Genomic DNA, 19,736 nt, shown 5'->3' with positions numbered 1-19,736 from the left:
GCCCGCGATGCGCGACAGACTCTGCTCGAAGGTGGGATGCGCCCGCGAGGCGATGAGTACGCTCACCTACGATTACGGCGACCAGATGGCCGCGCTGGGCCCGCTGGGACGCGTCGACGACCCGCACGCCCACGACCTCTGTGCGATCCACGCCGACCGGCTCTCGGTGCCGCGTGGCTGGGTCGTCGTGCGCCACGAGACGCTGCGGGCCTGACGCTCCTCAGCGGTCGGTGAGCACCGCTGCCCGCTCGCGCTCGATCACGAGTGCTCGGTACTCGCGATCGCGCCGCACGGCGGCGACCGCGCGGACGAACGCCTCGGGGTCGGCCGGCGGCCGCGGCGAGACGAACGGGGCGACCGCATCGGCCAGCGCGGCCGCGAGACGGACCCGTGCGGCCGGATCGAGCACGTCGGCGCCCCGGACGAACTGCGACACCCGGGCGGCGAGGCGGTCGGGCAGGCGCGAGACGTCGGCCACCTGCGCCCATGACTCCCACCCTGCCGGAATCCCCGGGGCGGGAGGGGGGAGGGGCCGCGTGCGGGTCCGCTCGCTCGCCGTGCCCGCGACGAGGTCGCCGAGGCGCTGCGCGCGCGGAGTGAACATCCCGACGACCGCGGCGATCCCGCCGAGGGTCAGCCACAGCTCGAGGACGCCGATCAGCGCGCGGATGAACGCCGCGCGGAAACCCGCGGCGCCGCCGTCCACGCGCACGATCCGCCCACCCACGACGAGTCGGCCGAGGCTGCGTCCGCGTGACAGCGTCTCGACGGCGGTGGGGAGGACGACGAGCACGAGCACGATGAGCGTGATCACGGCGATCCGCAGGGCGCTGTCCGGAAGGGTCCCGGATGCCGCCATGGTCACGAGCAGCAGGCCGCCGCCGATCAGCAGTACGACGCCGACGATCATGTCGATCAGGCAGCAGAGGGCCCGCAGGAAGAATCCGAGCGGTTGCACGTCGAGGGCGACGGCCTCGCCGGTCAGGATCTCCTCGGAGGCGGTGTCGACGAGCGTGACACCGCGCGCCGCGGGCGCACGGACTCCGGTCCGTGAGGATGCCGTCGACGAAGCCATGCGTACAGTTGATCACATGGACCTCGACGCCCTCACGGCCGCTCGCCGCGAGGAATGGGCGCGTCTGGACGAACTGGGGCGCACACGACGCCTGAGCGGCCGCGAGGTCGACGAGCTCGTCACGCGGTACCGCGCGGCATCCGCCGACCTCGCCGACATCAAGACCTCCGCCGGCCGCACACCCCAGGGCGACTACGTCTCGATCCTGCTGGCGCGCACGCGCCTGCGGCTGACCGGTGTGCGCGAGAACGTGTTGAAGCAGATGCCCCGCTTCTTCCTCCTGCAGTTGCCGGCCGCGCTGTATCGCGTGCGGTGGACGACGTTGGTCGTCGCCGTCGGCTTCGTCATCGTCGCGACGATGGTGGCCCTGTGGATCTCGGGCGACCCCGCGACGGTCGCCGCCCTCGGAAGCCGCAGCGAGCTGCAGAACTACGCCGACGAGCAGTTCGTGAACTACTACCGTGAGAACCCCAACGCGATCTTCGCGGGGTCGGTGTGGACGAACAACGCCTGGATCGCCGCGCAGTGCGTGCTGTTCGGCGTCACGGGCATCTGGCCGCTGATGGCGATGATGCAGAACGCGATCGGGGTGGGGCAATCGGCCGCGGTCATGATCGCCTTCGACCGCGCCGACGTGTTCTTCCAGTTCATCCTCCCGCACGGCCTCCTCGAGCTCACGGCGATCTTCGTCGCGGGGGCCGCGGGCCTGCAGATCTTCTGGGCGTGGGTCGCTCCCGGCCGACGCACGCGCGGCGCCGCGCTGGCGGCCGAGGGTCGTTCCCTGGCCACGGTCGCGGTCGGCCTGATCTTCGCCCTCGCCCTCTCGGGGGTCGTCGAGGGGTTCGTCACGCCGCGCGATTGGCCGTGGCAGGTGAAGATCGCGATCGGTGCGGTGGCGCTCGGAGTTTTTCTCTTCTACATGCTGTGGGTCGGCAAGCGAGCCGCGCGCGCGGGCGAGACGGGCGACCTGACCGAGTACGAGGCGGGGACTCCGACGCTCACCGCGGGCTGACGGCATCCGTTCGTTTCTCCGCGTGTCACTTTTGATTTACTCAAAAGAAGCTAGAGTAGGGTCGTGCTCGACGATCGGACGGATGCCACCGCGGATGCCCTCATCCGCGGTGCCGGACTGCGGGTGACGGCGACGCGGGTCGCCGTCCTCGAAGCCCTGCGCGCCCGCCCGCACGCCACCGCGGATGCCGTGTACGACGGCATCCGCGGGACGCTCCCCGGCACGAGCAAGCAATCGGTGTACAACGCGCTCGGCGACTTCGCCGACGCGGGACTCGCTCGTCGCATCGAACCCGCCGGTCACGCCGGCACGTTCGAACTGCGCGTGGGAGACAACCACCACCACGTGGTGTGCACCGGGTGCGGACGCATCGACGACGTGGACTGCGTCGTCGGGGAAGGGCCGTGCCTGCATGTGCCGGAGGGGAGCGGGTTCACCATCCAGACCGCCGAAGTGACGTTCTGGGGGGTCTGCCCCGACTGTCGAGCGACGACCGAAGCCGAAAAACCGAGAGGATCCCGATGAGCGACGCTCTGAACGGGTGCCCCGTCTTCCACGATGGAGCCGCCCCCGACGACAACCGACTGCCGGTGGGTGAAGCCCCCGCCGACAGCGAGCCCGCCGGCGCCCTGCCCCACCCGACCCAGGGATCGGCCAACCGTGTGTGGTGGCCCGAGTCCCTCAATGTGAAGATCCTCGCGAAGAACAACGCGCTGCGTGACCCGCTCGATGAGGGCTTCGATTACAAGGCGGCGTTCGAGGCGCTCGACCTCGCCGCCGTCAAGCAGGACCTCAAGGAGGTCATGACGACCTCGCAGGACTGGTGGCCCGCCGACTTCGGTCACTACGGCCCGCTCATGATCCGCATGGCCTGGCACAGCGCCGGGACCTACCGCGTGACCGACGGTCGCGGGGGCTCGGGCGCGGGCATGCAGCGCTTCGCCCCGCTGAACAGCTGGCCCGACAACGTCAACCTCGACAAGGCGCGCCGCCTGCTCTGGCCCGTCAAGAAGAAGTACGGCCAGGCCATCTCGTGGGCCGACCTCATGATCCTCGCCGGCAATGTCGCGCTCGAGGACATGGGTTTCCCCACCTTCGGCTTCGCCGGAGGCCGCACCGACGTGTGGGAGCCCGACGACGACGTGTACTGGGGCCCCGAGACCACGTGGCTCGGCGACGAGCGCTACACGGGTAACCGCGAGCTCGAGAAGCCGCTCGCGGCCGTCCAGATGGGGCTCATCTACGTCAACCCCGAGGGCCCCAACGGCAACCCCGACCCCCAGCTGTCGGCGAACGACATCCGCGAGACGTTCGGCCGCATGGCCATGAACGACGAGGAGACCGTCGCCCTCATCGCCGGTGGTCACACCTTCGGCAAGACGCACGGCGCGGCGAGCGACTCGCACGTCGGACCCAACCCCGAAGCCGCCGACATCAACGACCAGGGCCTCGGCTGGAAGAACGACCACGGCACCGGCAAGGGCGACGACACGATCACCAGCGGCCTCGAGGTCACCTGGACCTATCACCCCACGCGCTGGGACAACGAGTTCTTCCACATCCTCTTCGCGTACGAGTGGGAGCTCTTCCAGAGCCCCGCGGGCGCGCACCAGTGGCGTCCGAAGAACGGCGGGGGAGCCGACATGGTCCCCCTCGCCCACTCCGAGGGTCGTCGCGAGCCCCGCATGCTCACGAGCGACCTCGCTCTGCGGGTCGACCCGGCGTACGAGAAGATCTCGCGCCGCTTCGCCGAGGACCCCGCCGCGTTCCAGGATGCCTTCGCCCGCGCATGGTTCAAGCTGACCCACCGCGACATGGGCCCGCGTGAACGCTACCTCGGGTCTGAGGTCCCCTCCGAGGTGCTCGTCTGGCAGGACCCCGTGCCCGCCGTCGACCACCCGCTGATCGACTCGGCGGATGCCGCGGCGGTCAAGCAGCAGATCCTCGACAGCGGCCTCACGGTGCAGCAGCTCGTCACGACGACCTGGGCCGCGGCATCCACCTTCCGGGGCAGCGACAAGCGCGGCGGTGTCAACGGCGCGCGCATCCGCCTCGAGCCCCAGAAGAGCTGGACGGTCAACAACCCCGAGCAGCTGGCATCCGTTCTCGAGACCCTCGAGAAGATCAAGGCCGAGTTCGACGCGCAGGGCGAGAAGAAGGTCTCGATCGCTGATCTGCTCGTTCTCGCCGGCAACGCCGGTGTCGAGCAGGCCGCGCGTGCCGGTGGCGTGGAGGTCGAGGTGCCGTTCACCCCGGGCCGCACCGACGCGTCGCAGGAGCAGACCGAGATCGAGTCGTTCCGCTGGCTCGAGCCGGTCGCCGACGGCTTCCGCAACTACGCCTCGCGCGAGGCGCGGCTGCCCGCGGAGTTCCTGCTGCTCGACAAGGCCAACCTGCTCACGCTCACCGCGCCCGAGATGACCGTGCTGGTCGGCGGTCTCCGCGCGATCGGCGCCAACTGGGACGGCAGCGACTGGGGGGTGTTCACCGACACCCCGGGTGCGCTGACGAACGACGTGTTCGTCAATCTCCTCGACCTCGGCACGACGTGGAAGCCGCTCGACAGCGGCAAGCACGCGTTCGAGGGCACGAAGGACGGCTCGGGCGAGAAGGTCGGGATCGGCACCCGCGTCGACCTGGTGTTCTCGTCGAACTCCGAGCTGCGCGCGCTCGCCGAGGTGTACGCCTCCGACGACGCGAAGGAGAAGTTCGTCCGTGACTTCGTCGCCGCGTGGCGCAAGGTCACCGAGCTGGACCGTTTCGACCTGGTCTGAGCGCCCGACCCGTCGCGTTTCGGCGCGATGGTCGATGCCGGCATCCGTGTCCCACTTTGTGCAGAGCCAGGCCCTCCGGTTCGCACAAAGTGGGACACGCCAGCGGAGGGGGGCCTCAGGCGAGAGGCGCGTGAGGTCAGGCTCGCGCGAGGCGGCGCAGGCCCTCGTCCAGCGACACCGCCGGGGCCCAGCGCAGGTCGCGGCGGATTTCGGTCTGGTCGAACCAGTGCGCGGTCGACAGCTGCTCGGCGAGGAAGCGCGTCATCGGCGGTTCGTCCTCGCCCGGGCGGACGGCCCAGACGCGCTCTACCAGGGCACCGGCGGCCTCGGCGAGTCCCGCGGGCACGCTGAAGCGCGGCGGCTCGACGCCCGAAGCACGACAGATGCCCGCGAGGAGGTCGCCGACCGGGCGCGGTTCGCCGTTCGTCAAGACGTACGCGCGGCCGCTGACGTCGTCGACGCGGTCGAGGGCGGCGACGATTCCGGATGCCGCGTTGTCGACGTACGTGGAGTCGATGAGCGCTGTGCCGCCGTTCAGCAGGGGCAGCCGGCCCCGGCGTGCGCGGTCGACCACGCGCGCGATGAGCTGCGTGTCGCCCGGACCCCACACGAGGTGGGGACGGATCGCGACCAGCGAGAGACCGTCACCGGCACGCGACAGGGCGAGCACCTCGGCCGCGGCCTTCGTGCGGGCGTACTCGCCGCGCGCGGCGCGGGGATCGGCGGGCTCCGCGCCCACTCCCGCGAGGGCGTGGCCCGCGTGCGCGACCGACGGCGACGACACGTGCACGACCCGCGAGAGGCCCGCCGCGGCGGCGGCGTCCAGCAGCGTGCGCGTGCCCTCGACGTTGACCGCGTGGAACTGGGCCGGATCTCCCGCGAGCGACACCTTCGCGGCCAGGTGCACCACGCCGTCGATCCCGTCGAGAGCGGATGCCACGGCATCCGGATCCGTCACCGAGCCCAGCCGGTCGTCGGCGCCGGCGACACCGGAGGGGCGGCGCTGGAGCGTGCGCACCTCGTGTCCCGCGTCCTGGAGGGCGCGGACGACGGCCCGGCCGAGGAAGCCGGATGCCCCGGTGGCGAGGACCCTCACGGCGCGGTCGGCTTCTCGCCCGCGAGCAGGCGTTCGGCCCACGCGGCGAGGCGGGACCGGTCGATCTTCGAGTTGTGTCGGATGTCGGTCGGCAGCGTCGGCGCGACGAGGACCGCGGCGAGCGGCTGCGCGGTCGCGGCGCGAACGGCATCCGTCAGCTCGGGAGAGGCGAGGCCGGGGCGTCGGGCACCGGCTTCGACGACGGCGACGACGACCTGTCGGCCGACGGGCCCGACACCCACCGCCGCGGCACGGGTGACGGCCTCGACGGTCTCGGCATCCTGTTCGATGCCGACAGGGGTCACCGGACCCTCGGCGGTGGTGATGACGTGGGGGAGGCGCCCCTCGACCCAGAGTCGCCCGTCGGCGTCGAGGTGGCCGACGTCGCCGGTGCGGTGCCAACGGTCGGCGAGACCGCGACGCGCCTCGCGGTCGGTGAGATAGAGGCGGAAGTATCCGCGCTTGAGGTGGGGCGCCGAGATGACGATCTCGCCCGTGACCCCGGCATCCGTCGTCGGTTCACCCGTCGCGCGTCCCTCGGCGTCGATCGCCGAGATGCGCACCCGGCCCGTGCCCAGCGGCCGTCCGACGCAGACGCCGCGGTCGCCCGCCGCGCTCTCGATCTCGGGCAGGGTCACGTCGGCGACGAGCAGGCACTCGGTCATGCCGTACGGGGTGTGCGCGACGGCGTTCGGCATGAGCTCGTGCGCGCGGCGCAGGAGGTCGATGCCCACGGGGGCTCCCGTCGAGAGGAACGTCTCGACGCGCGCGAGGGCCGCTCGGTCGTCGGGGTCGAGGGCGCTCGCGGTGGCGACGACGTTCGCGACAGCCGCGGGGGAGAGGAACACGATCCGCGCGTCGGAGGCGCGCACGGCCGCCGCGACCGCCGCCGCGGTGAGCGTGCGGGGGGCCGAGACGTCCATGTCGGGCGTTGCCGATCGCGTGCCGAGCGCGGGTCCGAGCAGCGCGAAGGGCGCGAAGCCGGTCACAAGCCCCGTCTCGGCCGTGACGCCGAAGTGCGCGGCGAGAGTGTCGCGCAGGGCGGTCAGCTGCGCGTGCGTGTACACGACGCCCTTCGCGGGCCCCGTCGAACCCGAGGTGAACAGCACCGCGGCGTCGGCGTCGGGCGCGGGCGGCTCCGGCAGCGTCCGGCCGCGACCGGCGCGGGCGAGGTCCGACAGGCTCGCCTCGACACCGAGCGCGCGCGATGTCGCGGCGGGGAGGGCCGCGGCCGAGATCCGCCGCCCCGGCCAGCCGAGGGCGCGCGCGGCGGCGAGCCCGGCGATCTCGCCGATCACGACGTCGGGAACGGCACCTCTGACGGCGCGCGACAGCCCCCGGATGCCGAGACCCCGGTCGGCCACGACGACGACCGCGCCGATGCGCAAGCACGCATACAGGGCTGCGGTCAGCGTGGGGCCGGGCTGAACGAGCAGCGAGACCCGGTCTCCCGGGCGCACACCGAAGGCGTCGAGGCCCGCGGCGATCTCGTCGACGCGCGCGGACAGCTGGCGCCAGCTTACGCGCAGCGGCTCGCCGTCGCGGGAGGTGGTCATGTCGATCACGGCGGTGCCGTCGTCGTCGCGGCGCGCGTCGAGGGCGTCCCAGAGGTGGCCGGTCGCGACGGCGGTCGGCGGTGCGGCGGCAGCCGGCGGTGTGAAGGCGTCCCCGGGGGCCGGTGCCACGGCATCCGTCGCCACGCCCTTCTCGTCGAGCCAGTCGAGCACGACGTCGGCGTACGGCCGCTCCTCGGCGATGAGGTGCCCCGCGCCCTCGAAGCGGTGCACGTCGGCGTGCGGAAGTCGCTCGGTCAGGTCGTCGAGGTGACCCTCGCCGAAGACGGGGTCCTTCGGTCCGCGCAGGAACAGTGCGGGCACGTCGAGCTCGCGGAGCCCCGCCGACATGCGACGCAGCGCGGGAGTGCTCTCGTCAGCCGCGGTCGCGGGGATGTCGGCGACGAAGCCGCCGATCCCGCGGCGTCGCGCGACGGTCGCGTACGGCGCGCGGAAAGCAGCGCGAACCGCGGGGTCGAGATCGGCGAGGGCGAGCGTGGTGTCGAGGAAGGCGGTGGTGCCGGTGGTGCCCGCGGCGAGCATGCCGCGGGCGGTGGCCACGCGCAGCGCGAAGGGCAGCGGCGCACCGTCGGGGTGGTGCACCGCGGTGTTCAGGGCGACGACCGCGGCGAGACGGTCGCGGTTCTCGACGGCCCAGCCGAGCGAGATCGGACCGCCCCAGTCGTGCCCGATGGTCACGATCGGACCCCGGATGCCGAGCTCGCCGACGAGCGCGTCGAGGTCAGCGATGCGCTGCGCCAGGGTGCGCCGGCGGTCCGAGCGCTCCGAGAAGCCCATCTCGAGCTGGTCCACGGCCACGACCCGCCACGCCGTGGCACCGGCCTCGGCGCGGGCGAGCGAGGAGTTCACGAGCGTGCGCCACAGGTACGACCACGTCGGATTGCCGTGCACGGCGATGATCGTGCCGACAGGTTCGAGACCGCGCGCGGCGAGGGCTGCGCCGGTGTCGAGCACGTGCCACGTGCGCGTCGTGCCCGCATCGGCGGCGGCACCGGGCACGTCGATCAGACGCGAGAGCGCCGGGTCGAGACCGGGGAGGCCCGCGGGGGGAAGCGTCGCGTCCGGGGCGGTGACCCTCACCAGGCCAGCTCCAGCATGCCGGTGTTCAGCCCGGAGCCCACTCCCATCAGAAGGACGCGATCACCCCGACGCAGCGTCTTCTGCTCGTCGGCGAGGGTGATCGGGATGGATGCCGGGCCCACATTGCCCAGGTGCGGATAGGTCACGGGCACCCGGTCACGGTCGAGCTTCGCCGCGCGGACGATCGCCGAGGTGTGCACCGATGAGACCTGGTGGGTGATGTAGCGATCCATGCCCGTCCACGAGAACTCGCCCTTCGCCTCGTTCCACGCCGACACGACGAGATCGAGGCCGCCCTTGAGCAGGGCCTTCGCGTCGGTGAACATTCCGTCGACGCTTCCGACGCAGAGGTCGTAGAACTGGGTCGCCGCGCGCGTCACGCCGCCGACGATCCGGTGTCCCTCGGGGTGGTCGCTCGCGCGGCCGAGCACCGCGGCGGCCGCGCCGGAGCCCAGCGTCAGCGACGCGAACTCCTGCATGAACGCGTCGCGGTCGAGGTCCTCGCGCACGAGCCGGTTGATCGTGTTGACCTGGATCTCGTCGGCATCCTCGCCGTTGACGATCAGGGCGTACTTCACCTGTCCGGACTGGATCATGCCGGCGGCCAGGCTCATGCCGTTGATGAAGCCGAGGCAGGCGTTCGCGACGTCGAAGTTGATCGCCGAGCTCGGGAGGCCGAGGCCGTGGTGCAGGCGCACGGCCACCGAGGGCTCGAGGTGCTTGCGGGTCACGGAGGTGTTGATGATGAGCCCGATCTCGCTCGGGTCGACTCCCGCCTCGGCCAGCGCCTGCTTGCCCGCGGCGATCGTCGCCTCGTCGCTCGACTCGCCGTCGGCCCAGTTGCGCCGCTCGTTGACACCGGCGACCCGGCGGAGGAGGCCGGGCTTGAGCTTCAGACGATGAAGAGCGGGAGCGAGGCGGTCCTCGATGTCGTCCGACGTGGTCACACGGCTGGGCAGGACGCTCGCCACCGATACAAGAGCCACATCGTCGAACCGGGTCGTGGCGTTTCCTGGCAAGAGTTCTCCCGCATCCTGTGCGTAGACGGCGCAACCGAGCGCGGAGGGGACGCGCTGTCGGCTCGAAGGTTACCCCCCAGGATAAGCCGCGACGTATGTCCCGGGCTGCATGGGGCCTGGGTGTGCTAACCCGGCCGGGTGCGCGCTTCAGAGCCGCCCGGCAGCCTTGAGCGCGAGGTAGCGGTCGGCCACGAGCGGGGGCAGGTCTTCCGCTGAGGCGGAGACGGCGTCGCCACCGGCGCGGACCACGGCGGCGCGCACGCGGTCCGCGTCGTGGCGCGCGCGCTCGATCGCGGCCGCCGCGTAGACCGAGGCGGCATCCGTCCGCTCGGGGTCGTCGCCCGGCCCGTCCGTCGCCGTCGCGACCAGCAGTCGCGAGCGAGCCGCCACCGTCGGCAGCGCCGCGAGGAAACCACGGGCTGCCTCGGGGTCATCGTGCGCCGTGAGCAGGACGACGAGAGCGGGCCGCACCGCGAGCTGGCGGACCTGCGCGAAAGCGGCATCCCAGTCGGTGTCGATGAGCTGCGGCTCGACGGGGGCCATCGCGTCGACGAGTGCGGGGAGGAGCTGCGAACCGTCGACTCTCGTGACACGGGCCCGCGGAACGCGGTCGAACATCACCAGGTGGACGTGGTCGCCCGCCCGGGTCGCCAGCGCCGACAGCAGCAGCGTGGCCTCCATCGCTGCGTCCAGGCGCGCGCCGTCGCCGACGCGCGCCGCGGCCGTGCGGCCCGTATCGATGACGATGACGACGTGCCGGTCGCGTTCCGGACGCCACGTGCGCAGCATGGTCGTACCCGCGCGCGCCGTCGCCCGCCAGTCGATCGAGCGCACGTCATCGCCGCGGACGTACTCGCGCAGGCTGTCGAACTCGGTGCCCTGACCGCGCACCTGAAGGCTCGTGTTCCCGTCGAGCTCGCGCAGGCGCGCCAGCCGGGACGGGAGGTGCCGCCGCGAGGTGAAGGGAGGGAGGACGCGGATCCGGCCGGGAGCGTCGACGACCGCCTGCCGGCCTGCCAGGCCCAGGGGACCCTCCGAGCGCACCACGACGAAATCGGTGCGGATCTCGCCGCGGCGACGGGGGAGCAGAGGGAGGGGCGCGCTCCGGCGCTCGCCCGGCGGCACGACGAATCGCGCCCGTTCCTCGGGCGCACCGGCCGTGGGTTGCCAGGCGTCGCGCATGCGGGCGCGGAGCGCGCGGGTCCCGAGGTTGCGCACCCGCAGTTCACCGGCCACCGGTTCGTCGAGCAGCGTGCGGTCCGGGAGACGTCGCGTGATCTCGACGGCGCGCGGGTTGGCCGCGACGGCGACATCGACCAGCGCTCCGACCGCACAGAGCACGACCCACCCGCCCACGACGAGCCATGCCGGAACGCCCGCCGTGCTCAAGAGCACGAGAGGGGCGACCCCCAGGGCGACGAGGAGCGCGAGGCGACCGGTGACGAACATCAGATGGGAACGCGGGTCTGCTGCAGCACCGAGGTCAGGATCGCGTCGACCGACACGCCCTCGATCTCGGCCTCGGGGCGCAGCCGGATGCGGTGACGCCACACCGGCACGAGCATCGTCTGCACGTGGTCGGGGGTGATCGCCGGGTATCCGCCGAGCCATGCCCAGGCCTTCGCCGCGGCGAGGAGGGCCGTGGTCGCGCGCGGACTGACGCCCAGGAGCACCGATGGGCTCTGCCGCGTCGCCCGCGCGAGGTCGACGATGTAGCCCAACAGGTCGTCGTCGACGGCGACGGTCGCCGCGGCGCGCTGGGCGGCGAGGATCTCGTCGGCGGTCACGACGGGGTCGAGGCCCGCAGCGTCGAGGCGGCGCGGGTCGAAGCCGCCGGCGTGGCGCCGGAGCACACCGACCTCGGCGTCGCGCCCCGGGAGATCGACGACGAGCTTCATCAGGAAGCGGTCCAGCTGGGCTTCGGGCAGCGTGTAGGTGCCCTCGTGCTCGATGGGGTTCTGGGTCGCGGCGACGAGGAAGGGGTCGGGGAGAGCGCGGCTCACCCCATCCGACGAGACCTGTCGTTCCTCCATCGCCTCGAGCAGAGCGGCCTGGGTCTTCGGCGGCGTGCGGTTGATCTCGTCGGCGAGGAGCACGTGGGTGAACACCGGTCCCGCGCGGAACTCGAACTCCCCGGCGCGGGCGTCGTAGACGAGGGAGCCCGTGACGTCGCCGGGCATGAGGTCGGGCGTGAACTGCACGCGCCGTGTGTCGAGGCCGAGCGCGCGGCTGAAAGAGCGCACGAGGAGGGTCTTGGCGACGCCCGGGACGCCCTCGAGCAGGACGTGTCCGCGCGAGAGGAGCGCGATGAGCAGTCCGGTGATCGTGCCGTCCTGCCCGATCACCGCTTTTCCGACCTCGACCCGCACCCGGTTCATCGCCTCGCGCAGGGCTGCGTCGTCGAGCCCCGGGGCCGTCGGGGCGGGCTCCGAGCGTCCCGGCGCGTTCTCGGTGGCGGGCGGCAGGGGAGCGTCGAGAGGACTGTCGGTCATCGGGTGGTCCTTTCGGTGGCGAACGCGGCATGCACGCTCGTCTCGAGGTCGCGGAGGCGGTCGCTCGCGGCGACCAGGTCGCGGTCGGTCGTGGGGATGTCGGTGAGGAGGATGCCGCGGATCGCCGCTCGATCCGCGCCGAGGCGGTCGGCGACGGCGTCGGCGACCTGCTCCGCCGGGGTGTGGGTCGCGAGCCCGAGCCGACGGACCAGCCGGGTTCGGGTCGCTCGACGCAGCTCGTCGAGGGCGTGGGCCGCGTCGCCGGAGGCGGCGTACAGGCGGGCGCGACCCTCGGTCGTCTCGTTCGCGCGCACCATGACCGGGAGGCGTTCGGTCACGAGCGGGCCGAACCGTCGACCGCGCCAGATGGCGGCGACGCTCGCTGCGAGCAGGAGCAGCACGATGCCGGGCGTGACCCAGGGCGGTGTGAGGTCGCCGATCGTCTGCGGCGCCGAGCCGGCGTCGGCATCCGTGAGGGAGGGGACGTACCAGACGACCGCGTCGGTCCGAGCCAGCACGCCGATGGCCAGCGCCGCGTTCCCGTCGAGGGGGAGAGTCGCGTTCGTCATCGTCGCCGACCCGTCGAGGGCGGTGACCGTGCGGCCGTCGCTCGCCTCGGTCGAGAGCAGGCCGTACTCGCCGTCGACGGGGTAGCAGCCGCTGACGCCCGCGCCGGGGATCCTCAGCTCACCCGTCCGCGCGGTCCCGGCCGTGCGCGCGGCGGGCAGCTCGCATCCGGCCTCGATGGCGCGGTCGTTCGCGAAGCCCCCGAGGGAGGAGCCGTCCAGCAACACGTCGAGGGTGCGTGAGCGAGGCTCGATGAGCACGACGTCGCGTGCACGGTCGGCGAGCGCGGTCAGGGTGGCATCCGACAGCATCGGGGCATCGCGCAGGACGAGCGTGGCGTCGTGGTCGGCCAGGGCCCGCTCCGCCGCCGCGCGGTCGCGCGCGACGGTGACGGCCACGCCCTGTTGCTGGAGGATGCGGACGAGTGCGCGGGTGCCGTCCGGCGCCGGGGATTCGGGGTCGAGCGCGTCCTTCTGCGTCCAGCCCCCGTACACCAGGGTCGTTCCCACCAGTCCGATCAGGAGCAGGGCGAGGGCGATGCCGATCCACCCGAGCGCGGCCCGACGGCGGGGGCGCACCGTGAGCGGCGCTGCCGAGACGGTCGTCACGATGTCGCCGCCGCGGTGACGGGCGCGGGGCGCGTGCGGACGGCCTCGGCGTCGAGGTCGGCCACCACGCGGTAGCGCTGCTCGGTGCCCGGGCGGCGGAGGTAGCGGACGTCGTCGAAGATGGCGGCCGCCTCGTCGAGCCCGGGGACGAGGCCGGGGAGAGCCGCCGAAGCGGCGCGCGCGAACGCCCGCACGGTGGCGCCGGGCGGTGGGTCGACGAGACCTCTTTCGGTCAGGCCACGGGCGAAAGCGCGGAACCGTAGGACGATCGCCGCGTCCCAGTCTCCCCGAGCCGCCGCAGCGGCCGCATCCCCGCGGAGCTCGTCGGCCGAGCGGCCGTCATCGCCGTCGAAGAGCGCGCGTGCCGGAGGCTGCGCACGGACGATCGCTCTCGGTCGCCCCCAGATCAGGATGCCGATGACGATCCCGACGACGATGATGATCGCCAGCACGATCAGCGCCGGAGGCCCCCAGTCGCCGTTCGCCGAGTTCTGCAGCAGCCTGCCGAAAAAGTCGACGACGGCTCGTGCGAGACGGTCGATCGGCGTCGGCTCGGCGGCCTGATACGCGGGGTCGGCGAGCTCTTTCTCGGCCCACTCCCGCGCCTCGTCCGGGTCGGGGAGGAGCGAGGTCACCACCGCGACCGCCGCTGAGAGCGAGGGACTCATGCGTCGTCGGACCGGCTTCCGGGCGCGGCCCAGGTCGTCGTCGAGGGCGTGGAAGTGCTCGAGGTGCCCGTGGCATCCGTCGACGTGGGCTCGCGACCCGCCGCATCGGCCGCGCCGTCCGTCGGAGAGGAGGGCGGCGGGGGCACCACGGTGCCGGAGGGGGCTGAGGGGGGTGCGGCTCCGTGCGGCGGCGCGGGCGGGACCGGCGGAGCGGCGGGCGCGGCAGCGTAGGGCGGCGCGGTCGGCGGGGCGCCGTAGGGCGGCGCGGCGGGCGCGGCAGCGTAGGGCGGAGCTGAGCCATACGGCGGCGCTGAGCCAGAGGGGACGCCCGCGGGAGCGCCGTACGGCGGTGCAGCCGGTGCCGCGCCGGAGGGGACACCCGTAGGAGCGCCGTACGGAGCCGCCGCGGGGGGACCCCACGCTCCCGGCGCCCCACCCGGCGGGGGAGCGCCCCACGGCTGGAGCGGCGCGATGCTGCGGCCGACGCCCACGCGGTACGGATCCGGAAGGTCGTCCGCGCCGGCATCGCGCGCCTCCACGTAGGCGGCGAGATCTTGATCGAGTCCCTCGGTGCGCATGCGCGCGTCGACGTAGACGAGCACCGCCGAGGTCGACTGCACGACGAGGGCGATGCACTGCACGAGTAGGACGCCGGCCTGCCCGAGCAGCTGCACGACGATGAAGCCGACGATCGCTCCCGGCTCGGGGTCTCCAGTGGGTGCGAGCAGCGTCGAGAGGAAGCTTGCACCGAAGCTCAGCGGGAACGAGATGATCTGCGCCACCACGCTGAACGCGACGGAGATGATGACCAGAACACCGAGCGTCGACCAGAATCGCCCGCGGGTGAGCCGCCACGACCGGGCGATCCCGGCCCGGATGCCCGTGCCCTCGAGGATGATCACCGAGGGGACGAGGAAGAGCTTGGTCGCGAGCCACAGGTAAAGGGGCACGCACCCGAGGGCGAGCAGAAGACCCAGGAGGATGCCCACCGGCAGCAAAGCGAACGACACCGCGACGACGATTCCGGCGAGGATGGCCAGGACGAGGATCACCGCGGTGAACGTCAGGGCGGCGTAGCCGATCAGGCGCCAGACGACCGGGCGAACCCGCCGCCAGACCACCTTCAACGTCGGCTTCTCGGCGACCACGCCGTGCGCCACCTCGGCGACGACGACGCCCTGCACCAGCACGCTCAGGCCGCTCGCCGCGACCCCGAGCACGAGCGCGACGACGGCCGTGAGCGCGAACGAGCCGGCCATCACGGCATTGAAGTCGTCGCTGCCCTCGACCAGGGTGTCCAGTCGCGAGAAGCTCGCGATGGCCGCACCGGCGATGGCCGCGCTCAGCACGATGTAGGCGACGGTCTGCACCCCGAGCGCGAAACCGAGCAGGACGCGGGGGTTATGGCGCAGGGCAGTGAACGACCGGCCGAGGATCATGCCGAACCCGAACGGATGCAGCGGGACGATCCCCGGACGCGACGCGGGGGTCCAGGCGGGGTACGCGGTCACGATGACGCCTCCTCGGTGGTCGGCCGTGTCCTCATCGTGTCACAGACCTCCGACACCCCGTCATGGGGACACCCCCTGCGCGCTCGGCCCCTTCCCGGGCATGTCGACTACGCTCTTATGGATCGCTCCCTCACCCGGGGGGCCCTGGCCCGTTCCCGAGCGGGTTTCGAGACGGAAGACGTACACCCGATGACTTCACGGATCCTGGTTGTCGATGACGACACCGCGCTGGCCGAGATGATCGGCATCGTGCTGCGCACCGAGGGATTCGACACGGTCTTCTGCGCCGACGGCGCGCAGGCGGTCGAGGCCTGGCGCTCCGAGCGGCCGGACCTGATCCTGCTCGACCTCATGCTGCCGGGCGTCGACGGCATCGAGATCTGCACGCGCGTGCGCGCCGAGTCCGGCGTCCCGATCATCATGCTGACGGCCCGCACCGACACCGCCGACGTGGTGAAGGGGTTGGAGTCGGGTGCCGACGACTACATCATGAAGCCCTTCAACCCGAAGGAGCTCGTCGCCCGGATCCGCACGCGCCTACGCCCCGTGCAGGCGCCGGTCGACGAGACGCTGCGTATCGGCGATCTTGTCGTCGACGTGGCCGCGCACGAGGTGCGCCGTGGCGACACCCCGATCGCTCTCACGCCCCTCGAGTTCGAGCTCCTCGTCGCGCTCGCCGAGAAGCCGCAGCAGGTCTTCTCTCGCGAGATGCTGCTCGAGCAGGTCTGGGGCTACCACTACAAGGCCGACACGCGTCTCGTGAACGTGCACGTGCAACGACTTCGGGCCAAGATCGAGGCCGACCCCGACAACCCTCGCATCGTCACCACCGTGCGCGGTGTGGGCTATCGCGCCGGCGCGGTGGCTTGAGGTCGTCATGACCGGCGCGGTGCGCACTCTGGCGACGCCGCGGGGGTGGCGCACGCGCGATTGGCGCGCGAACCGGGACCGGCTCATCACCCTGTGGCGTCGCTCGCTGCGCTTCCGCACCATCGTCATCACCGTCGCCCTGACCGCGACGACCATCCTCGTGACCTGCCTCGCGATGGCCCTGGTCATCCAGAACGAGCTCTTCACCGCCCGCAAAGACCAGGTGCTCCTCGAGGCGCAGCGCGCGACCGCCTCGGCGCAGGCCACCCTCGACGCGGCCGTCGACTCCACCGACCCGGCCGCCGCGCAGACCCTCATGAACGGCATCGCGACGCGACTGTCGCAGCAGTCGTCGAGCGACCTCATCGCGCTGTACCGCATCGGCCCTCCGTCGCCCCTCGCGCCGCAACCCTTCATCTCTCCGACCTTCGAGTCCGACCTCGTCACGCCCGAGCTGCGCACGCAGGTCCAGTCGAGCCCCGACCTGCAGTGGTGGCAGTCGGTGGCGCTGCCGGCGGAGAACGATCGCGAGGTTCCCGGCATCCTGGTCGGTCATCAGCTGCGCTTCCCCGCGCAGGACGGGGTCGACTACTACGAGCTCTACATGGGATACGACCTCGCGAGCGCCGCGCAGACGCTGTCGTTCGTCCAGGTGCTGCTGTGGGTGGTCGGCCTGATCCTCGTCGTGCTGATCGGGGCGATCGCCTGGGTCGTGCTGCGTTCGGTGACGACGCCGATCGCGGATGCCGCCGAGACCAGCGCGAAGCTCGCCGCGGGCGATCTGGGAGTGCGGCTCCCCGTGCGCGGCGAGGACGAGCTCGCCACTCTGAACCGCTCCTTCAACGCGATGGCCGACAGCATCGAGTCCCAGATCAAGGAGCTCGCCGACCTGTCGCTCGTGCAGCAGAGGTTCGTCTCCGACGTCTCGCACGAACTGCGCACGCCGCTGACCACGATCAAGCTCGCGGCCGACATGATCAACGATCAGCGCGACGAGTTCGACCCCGTCACGGGACGCGCCGCCGAACTCCTCCACGCACAGGTGCAGCGCTTCGAGGTGCTGCTGACCGACCTGCTCGAGATCAGCCGCTACGACGCGGGATCCGTGCAGCTCGAACTCGAGCCCACGAGCCTCGCCTCGCTCGCCGAAGACGTGATCGCGTCGATGGAGCAACTCGCCGAGAAGCACGGTACCGACGTGCGCCTGGTCGCCCCGGGCGGATACACGCCCGTCGACATGGACGCCCGCCGCATCCGGCGGATCGTGCGCAACCTCCTCGGCAACGCGATCGAGCACGGCGAGGGCAGGCCCATCGTGGTGTCCGTCGACAGCGGTCGGGATGCCGTGGCCCTCGGGGTGCGCGACTTCGGTCTGGGCATGCGCGCCGAAGACGTCGACCGCGTGTTCGACCGGTTCTGGCGTGCCGATCCGTCGCGTGTGCGCACGATCGGCGGTACCGGTCTCGGCCTCTCGATCGCCCTCGGGGACGCGCGCCTGCACGGCGGCACCCTCGCGGTGTGGTCGGAGCCGGGCCGTGGCTCCAACTTCGTCCTCACCCTGCCCCGCGACGGTCGCCCGCTGGGAAGCTCGCCCCTGCCCCTCGTCCCCGAGGACGAGCAGGGCGGCACTCTGGGCGCGCTCGGCATCACCCAGCCGATCTCGCTCGGGCGCACGACCGGGAGGGCCACATGAAGCGCGCACTGTCGGTGGTGGGCCTGGCGCTGGTGCTCCTGCTCACCGCGTGCACGGGCCTTCCCACCTCGGGATACGTGAACCCCGGTCGGGGCCCGCAGAGCGACGACGCGCAGACGTTCGCGTTCGTCCCCGACGGCCCGCAGGACGACGCCTCGCCCGCCGAGATCGTCGAGGGCTTCCTTCGAGCAGGTTCAGGCCCCGCCGACGATTGGGCGACGGCGAAGCTGTTCCTCGCCCCCGGGACCCAGTGGGATCCTCGCGCGCGCGTCACGATCGACCGACTGGCCGATCGCCGCGCCACCGCGTCCTCCGACGGCGCGACCGTGACCGTGTCGCTGTCCACGGTCGCGAGCGTCGACGGGAACGGCGCCTACTCGCCGAGCGTGGCGGGCACCACCGACTCGCTCGGCTACTCGCTGGTGCGCGTCGACGACCAGTGGCGTATCAGTGCCGCTCCGGACGGCGTGGTGCTGTACGAGGAGGTCTTCCCGACCGTCTACCAGTCGGCATCCATCGCGTACTTCGATCCCACCTGGACGTTCATCGTGCCGGACGTGCGCTGGTTCCCGCGCCCGCTCGTGGCGAGTCGTGTGGCGACGGCGCTCGTCGACGGGCAGCCGAGCGCGTGGCTCGAGGGGGCGGTGAAGAACGCGTTCCCCGAGGACCTCTCGCTCGTCGGGCGCTCGGTGACGCTCTCGTCGGGTGGCGTCGCCCAGGTGCAGCTTCCCCGGTCCGCGCTGAGTCTGGACACCACGACGCTGAACCGCATGCAGACGCAGCTGACCCGGAGCCTCTCGACGGCGGGCATCAGCGAGGTGCAGATGACGGTCGAGGGGACCCCGATCGCGGCCGAGGAGGTGCCGGTCCGCGTCACGCGCGTCGATCCGCCACCCGCCGTCATGACCACGGACGGGACCTTCGGCATCCTCTCCGGAGATCAGGTGACGACGATCCCCGGGCTCTCGGACGCCGTCGAGTCGCTGTCTCCCCAGTCGATCGAGCTCGAGGCCGATCGCTCCCTCGCCGCGGTCCGCACGACCCAGGGAACCGTGGCCAGCGCGCTCGCCGACGGCCGGACCTTCCTCCTCGACGACCGGCCCGGGCTGGTCGCACCCTCGATCGACTCCACCGGGCTCATCTGGAGCGTGCCGTCGTCGTCGCCCTCGCAGTTGCGCGCCTTCACGCCCGAGGGCGTGCCGTCCGAGATCGGGAACGCGTGGCCGGATGCGTCCGAGATCACCGCCTTCCAGATCTCGCGCGACGGAACGCGCGTCGCGGCGATCGTCACGGTGGCGGGCGTCCGCGAGGTCTGGCTCGCCGGCATCCAGCGCACGTCGAGCGAGATCAACCTCGGGCCGCCCCATGTGCTGTCGTTCACCGAGTCGGGGGCCTTCGACCTCGCCTGGCTGGACGACGCGACCCTCGGTATCCTCGCCCTCGACGACGGCGTGAGCCACCTGCGCGAACTCGGTGTGGGAGGCCGAGGCACCACGGGCGGCGCCCCCGACGGCGCGCGGAGCGTCGCGGGCGGCAGCACGAGCGTGCGCGTGCTCGATGACACCGGTCGGCTGTTCAGCCGACGCGGCAGCTCGTGGACGCTCGTGGCCGACGACATCCGCGTCCTGGCGGCGCAGCAGGGCACGGCGTCCTGACCGCACTCGTCCTCCCCATGACGGTGTCCGCGCGACCCCTCC

16 protein-coding genes are annotated in these 19,736 nt (G+C 72.2%); 7 read left to right on the top strand and 9 right to left on the bottom strand.

Features of this window, described 5'->3' with window-relative positions; all coding sequences use genetic code 11:
• The first annotated feature begins 7 nt into the window (after nucleotides 1-7).
• Nucleotides 8-214, top strand: a complete 207-nt coding sequence (locus QE388_RS00945) for a DUF3499 family protein (RefSeq protein WP_013583633.1) — start codon at nucleotides 8-10, stop codon at nucleotides 212-214.
• 6 nt (nucleotides 215-220) lie between these two features.
• On the opposite strand, the gene QE388_RS00940 is transcribed toward QE388_RS00945, so the two are convergent.
• Nucleotides 221-1,075 carry an RDD family protein gene (locus QE388_RS00940; RefSeq protein WP_307382241.1) on the bottom strand — a complete coding sequence of 285 codons (855 nt, stop codon included), beginning with the start codon at nucleotides 1,073-1,075 and terminating at the stop codon, nucleotides 221-223.
• Nucleotides 1,076-1,091: 16 nt separating this feature from the next.
• On the opposite strand from QE388_RS00940, the gene QE388_RS00935 reads away from it, so the two are divergent.
• The 3 genes from QE388_RS00935 to katG all read left to right on the top strand — a co-directional run bounded on the left by QE388_RS00935 (nucleotide 1,092) and on the right by katG (nucleotide 4,861).
• A complete protein-coding gene (locus QE388_RS00935; protein ID WP_307382238.1) occupies nucleotides 1,092-2,087 on the top strand; it encodes a stage II sporulation protein M in 996 nt (331 codons plus the stop codon).
• 63 nt (nucleotides 2,088-2,150) lie between these two features.
• Entirely contained in the window at nucleotides 2,151-2,612 is a 462-nt protein-coding gene (locus QE388_RS00930; RefSeq protein ID WP_307382237.1) for a Fur family transcriptional regulator, read from the top strand.
• Nucleotides 2,609-4,861, top strand: coding sequence for a catalase/peroxidase HPI (katG, locus tag QE388_RS00925; protein ID WP_307382234.1), 2,253 nt, complete (start codon nucleotides 2,609-2,611; stop codon nucleotides 4,859-4,861). Before QE388_RS00930 ends, katG begins: the two co-directional genes overlap by 4 nt.
• 136 nt (nucleotides 4,862-4,997) lie before the next feature.
• Here katG and QE388_RS00920 read toward each other — a convergent pair whose 3' ends face one another.
• From QE388_RS00920 to QE388_RS00885, 8 genes are all read right to left on the bottom strand, one after another.
• Nucleotides 4,998-5,957 carry an NAD(P)-dependent oxidoreductase gene (locus tag QE388_RS00920; RefSeq protein WP_307382232.1) on the bottom strand — a complete coding sequence of 320 codons (960 nt, stop codon included), beginning with the start codon at nucleotides 5,955-5,957 and terminating at the stop codon, nucleotides 4,998-5,000.
• Complete coding sequence (locus QE388_RS00915; RefSeq protein WP_307382229.1) at nucleotides 5,954-8,611, bottom strand: alpha/beta fold hydrolase; 2,658 nt, start codon at nucleotides 8,609-8,611, stop codon at nucleotides 5,954-5,956. The genes QE388_RS00920 and QE388_RS00915 overlap by 4 nt, the downstream gene beginning before the upstream one ends.
• The gene (locus QE388_RS00910) at nucleotides 8,608-9,630 is read right to left on the bottom strand and encodes a 3-oxoacyl-ACP synthase III (RefSeq protein ID WP_307382226.1); all 1,023 of its coding nucleotides are present in this window, start codon (nucleotides 9,628-9,630) and stop codon (nucleotides 8,608-8,610) included. Before QE388_RS00910 ends, QE388_RS00915 begins: the two co-directional genes overlap by 4 nt.
• Nucleotides 9,631-9,777: 147 nt before the next feature.
• Entirely contained in the window at nucleotides 9,778-11,079 is a 1,302-nt protein-coding gene (locus tag QE388_RS00905; protein WP_307382224.1) for a DUF58 domain-containing protein, read from the bottom strand.
• Nucleotides 11,079-12,122: an AAA family ATPase gene (locus tag QE388_RS00900; protein WP_373426598.1), complete on the bottom strand. Its 1,044-nt coding sequence runs from the start codon at nucleotides 12,120-12,122 to the stop codon at nucleotides 11,079-11,081. Before QE388_RS00900 ends, QE388_RS00905 begins: the two co-directional genes overlap by 1 nt.
• The gene (locus tag QE388_RS00895) at nucleotides 12,119-13,297 is read right to left on the bottom strand and encodes a DUF4350 domain-containing protein (protein WP_307382222.1); all 1,179 of its coding nucleotides are present in this window, start codon (nucleotides 13,295-13,297) and stop codon (nucleotides 12,119-12,121) included. Before QE388_RS00895 ends, QE388_RS00900 begins: the two co-directional genes overlap by 4 nt.
• Entirely contained in the window at nucleotides 13,294-13,965 is a 672-nt protein-coding gene (locus QE388_RS00890) for a DUF4129 domain-containing protein (protein ID WP_307382221.1), read from the bottom strand. Before QE388_RS00890 ends, QE388_RS00895 begins: the two co-directional genes overlap by 4 nt.
• Nucleotides 13,962-15,476: a glycerophosphoryl diester phosphodiesterase membrane domain-containing protein gene (locus QE388_RS00885; protein WP_307382218.1), complete on the bottom strand. Its 1,515-nt coding sequence runs from the start codon at nucleotides 15,474-15,476 to the stop codon at nucleotides 13,962-13,964. Before QE388_RS00885 ends, QE388_RS00890 begins: the two co-directional genes overlap by 4 nt.
• Nucleotides 15,477-15,665: 189 nt before the next feature.
• On the opposite strand from QE388_RS00885, the gene mtrA reads away from it, so the two are divergent.
• The 3 genes from mtrA to QE388_RS00870 are packed head-to-tail and all read left to right on the top strand — an operon-like array spanning nucleotide 15,666 to nucleotide 19,694.
• On the top strand, nucleotides 15,666-16,346 hold the full coding sequence (mtrA, locus tag QE388_RS00880; protein ID WP_058598168.1) for an MtrAB system response regulator MtrA: 681 nt from the start codon (nucleotides 15,666-15,668) through the stop codon (nucleotides 16,344-16,346).
• 7 nt (nucleotides 16,347-16,353) lie between these two features.
• Complete coding sequence (gene mtrB, locus QE388_RS00875; protein WP_275801402.1) at nucleotides 16,354-18,039, top strand: MtrAB system histidine kinase MtrB; 1,686 nt, start codon at nucleotides 16,354-16,356, stop codon at nucleotides 18,037-18,039.
• Nucleotides 18,036-19,694, top strand: coding sequence for an LpqB family beta-propeller domain-containing protein (locus QE388_RS00870; RefSeq protein ID WP_307382216.1), 1,659 nt, complete (start codon nucleotides 18,036-18,038; stop codon nucleotides 19,692-19,694). Before mtrB ends, QE388_RS00870 begins: the two co-directional genes overlap by 4 nt.
• Nucleotides 19,695-19,736: the final 42 nt, after the last annotated feature.

The sequence above is a fragment of the Microbacterium sp. SORGH_AS_0969 genome (assembly GCF_030818255.1).
In the GTDB taxonomy this organism is placed as follows: Bacteria; Actinomycetota; Actinomycetes; order Actinomycetales; family Microbacteriaceae; genus Microbacterium.
Note: the sequence above shows the minus strand (reverse complement) of the source record. Positions and strands in the feature narration are given on the sequence as shown.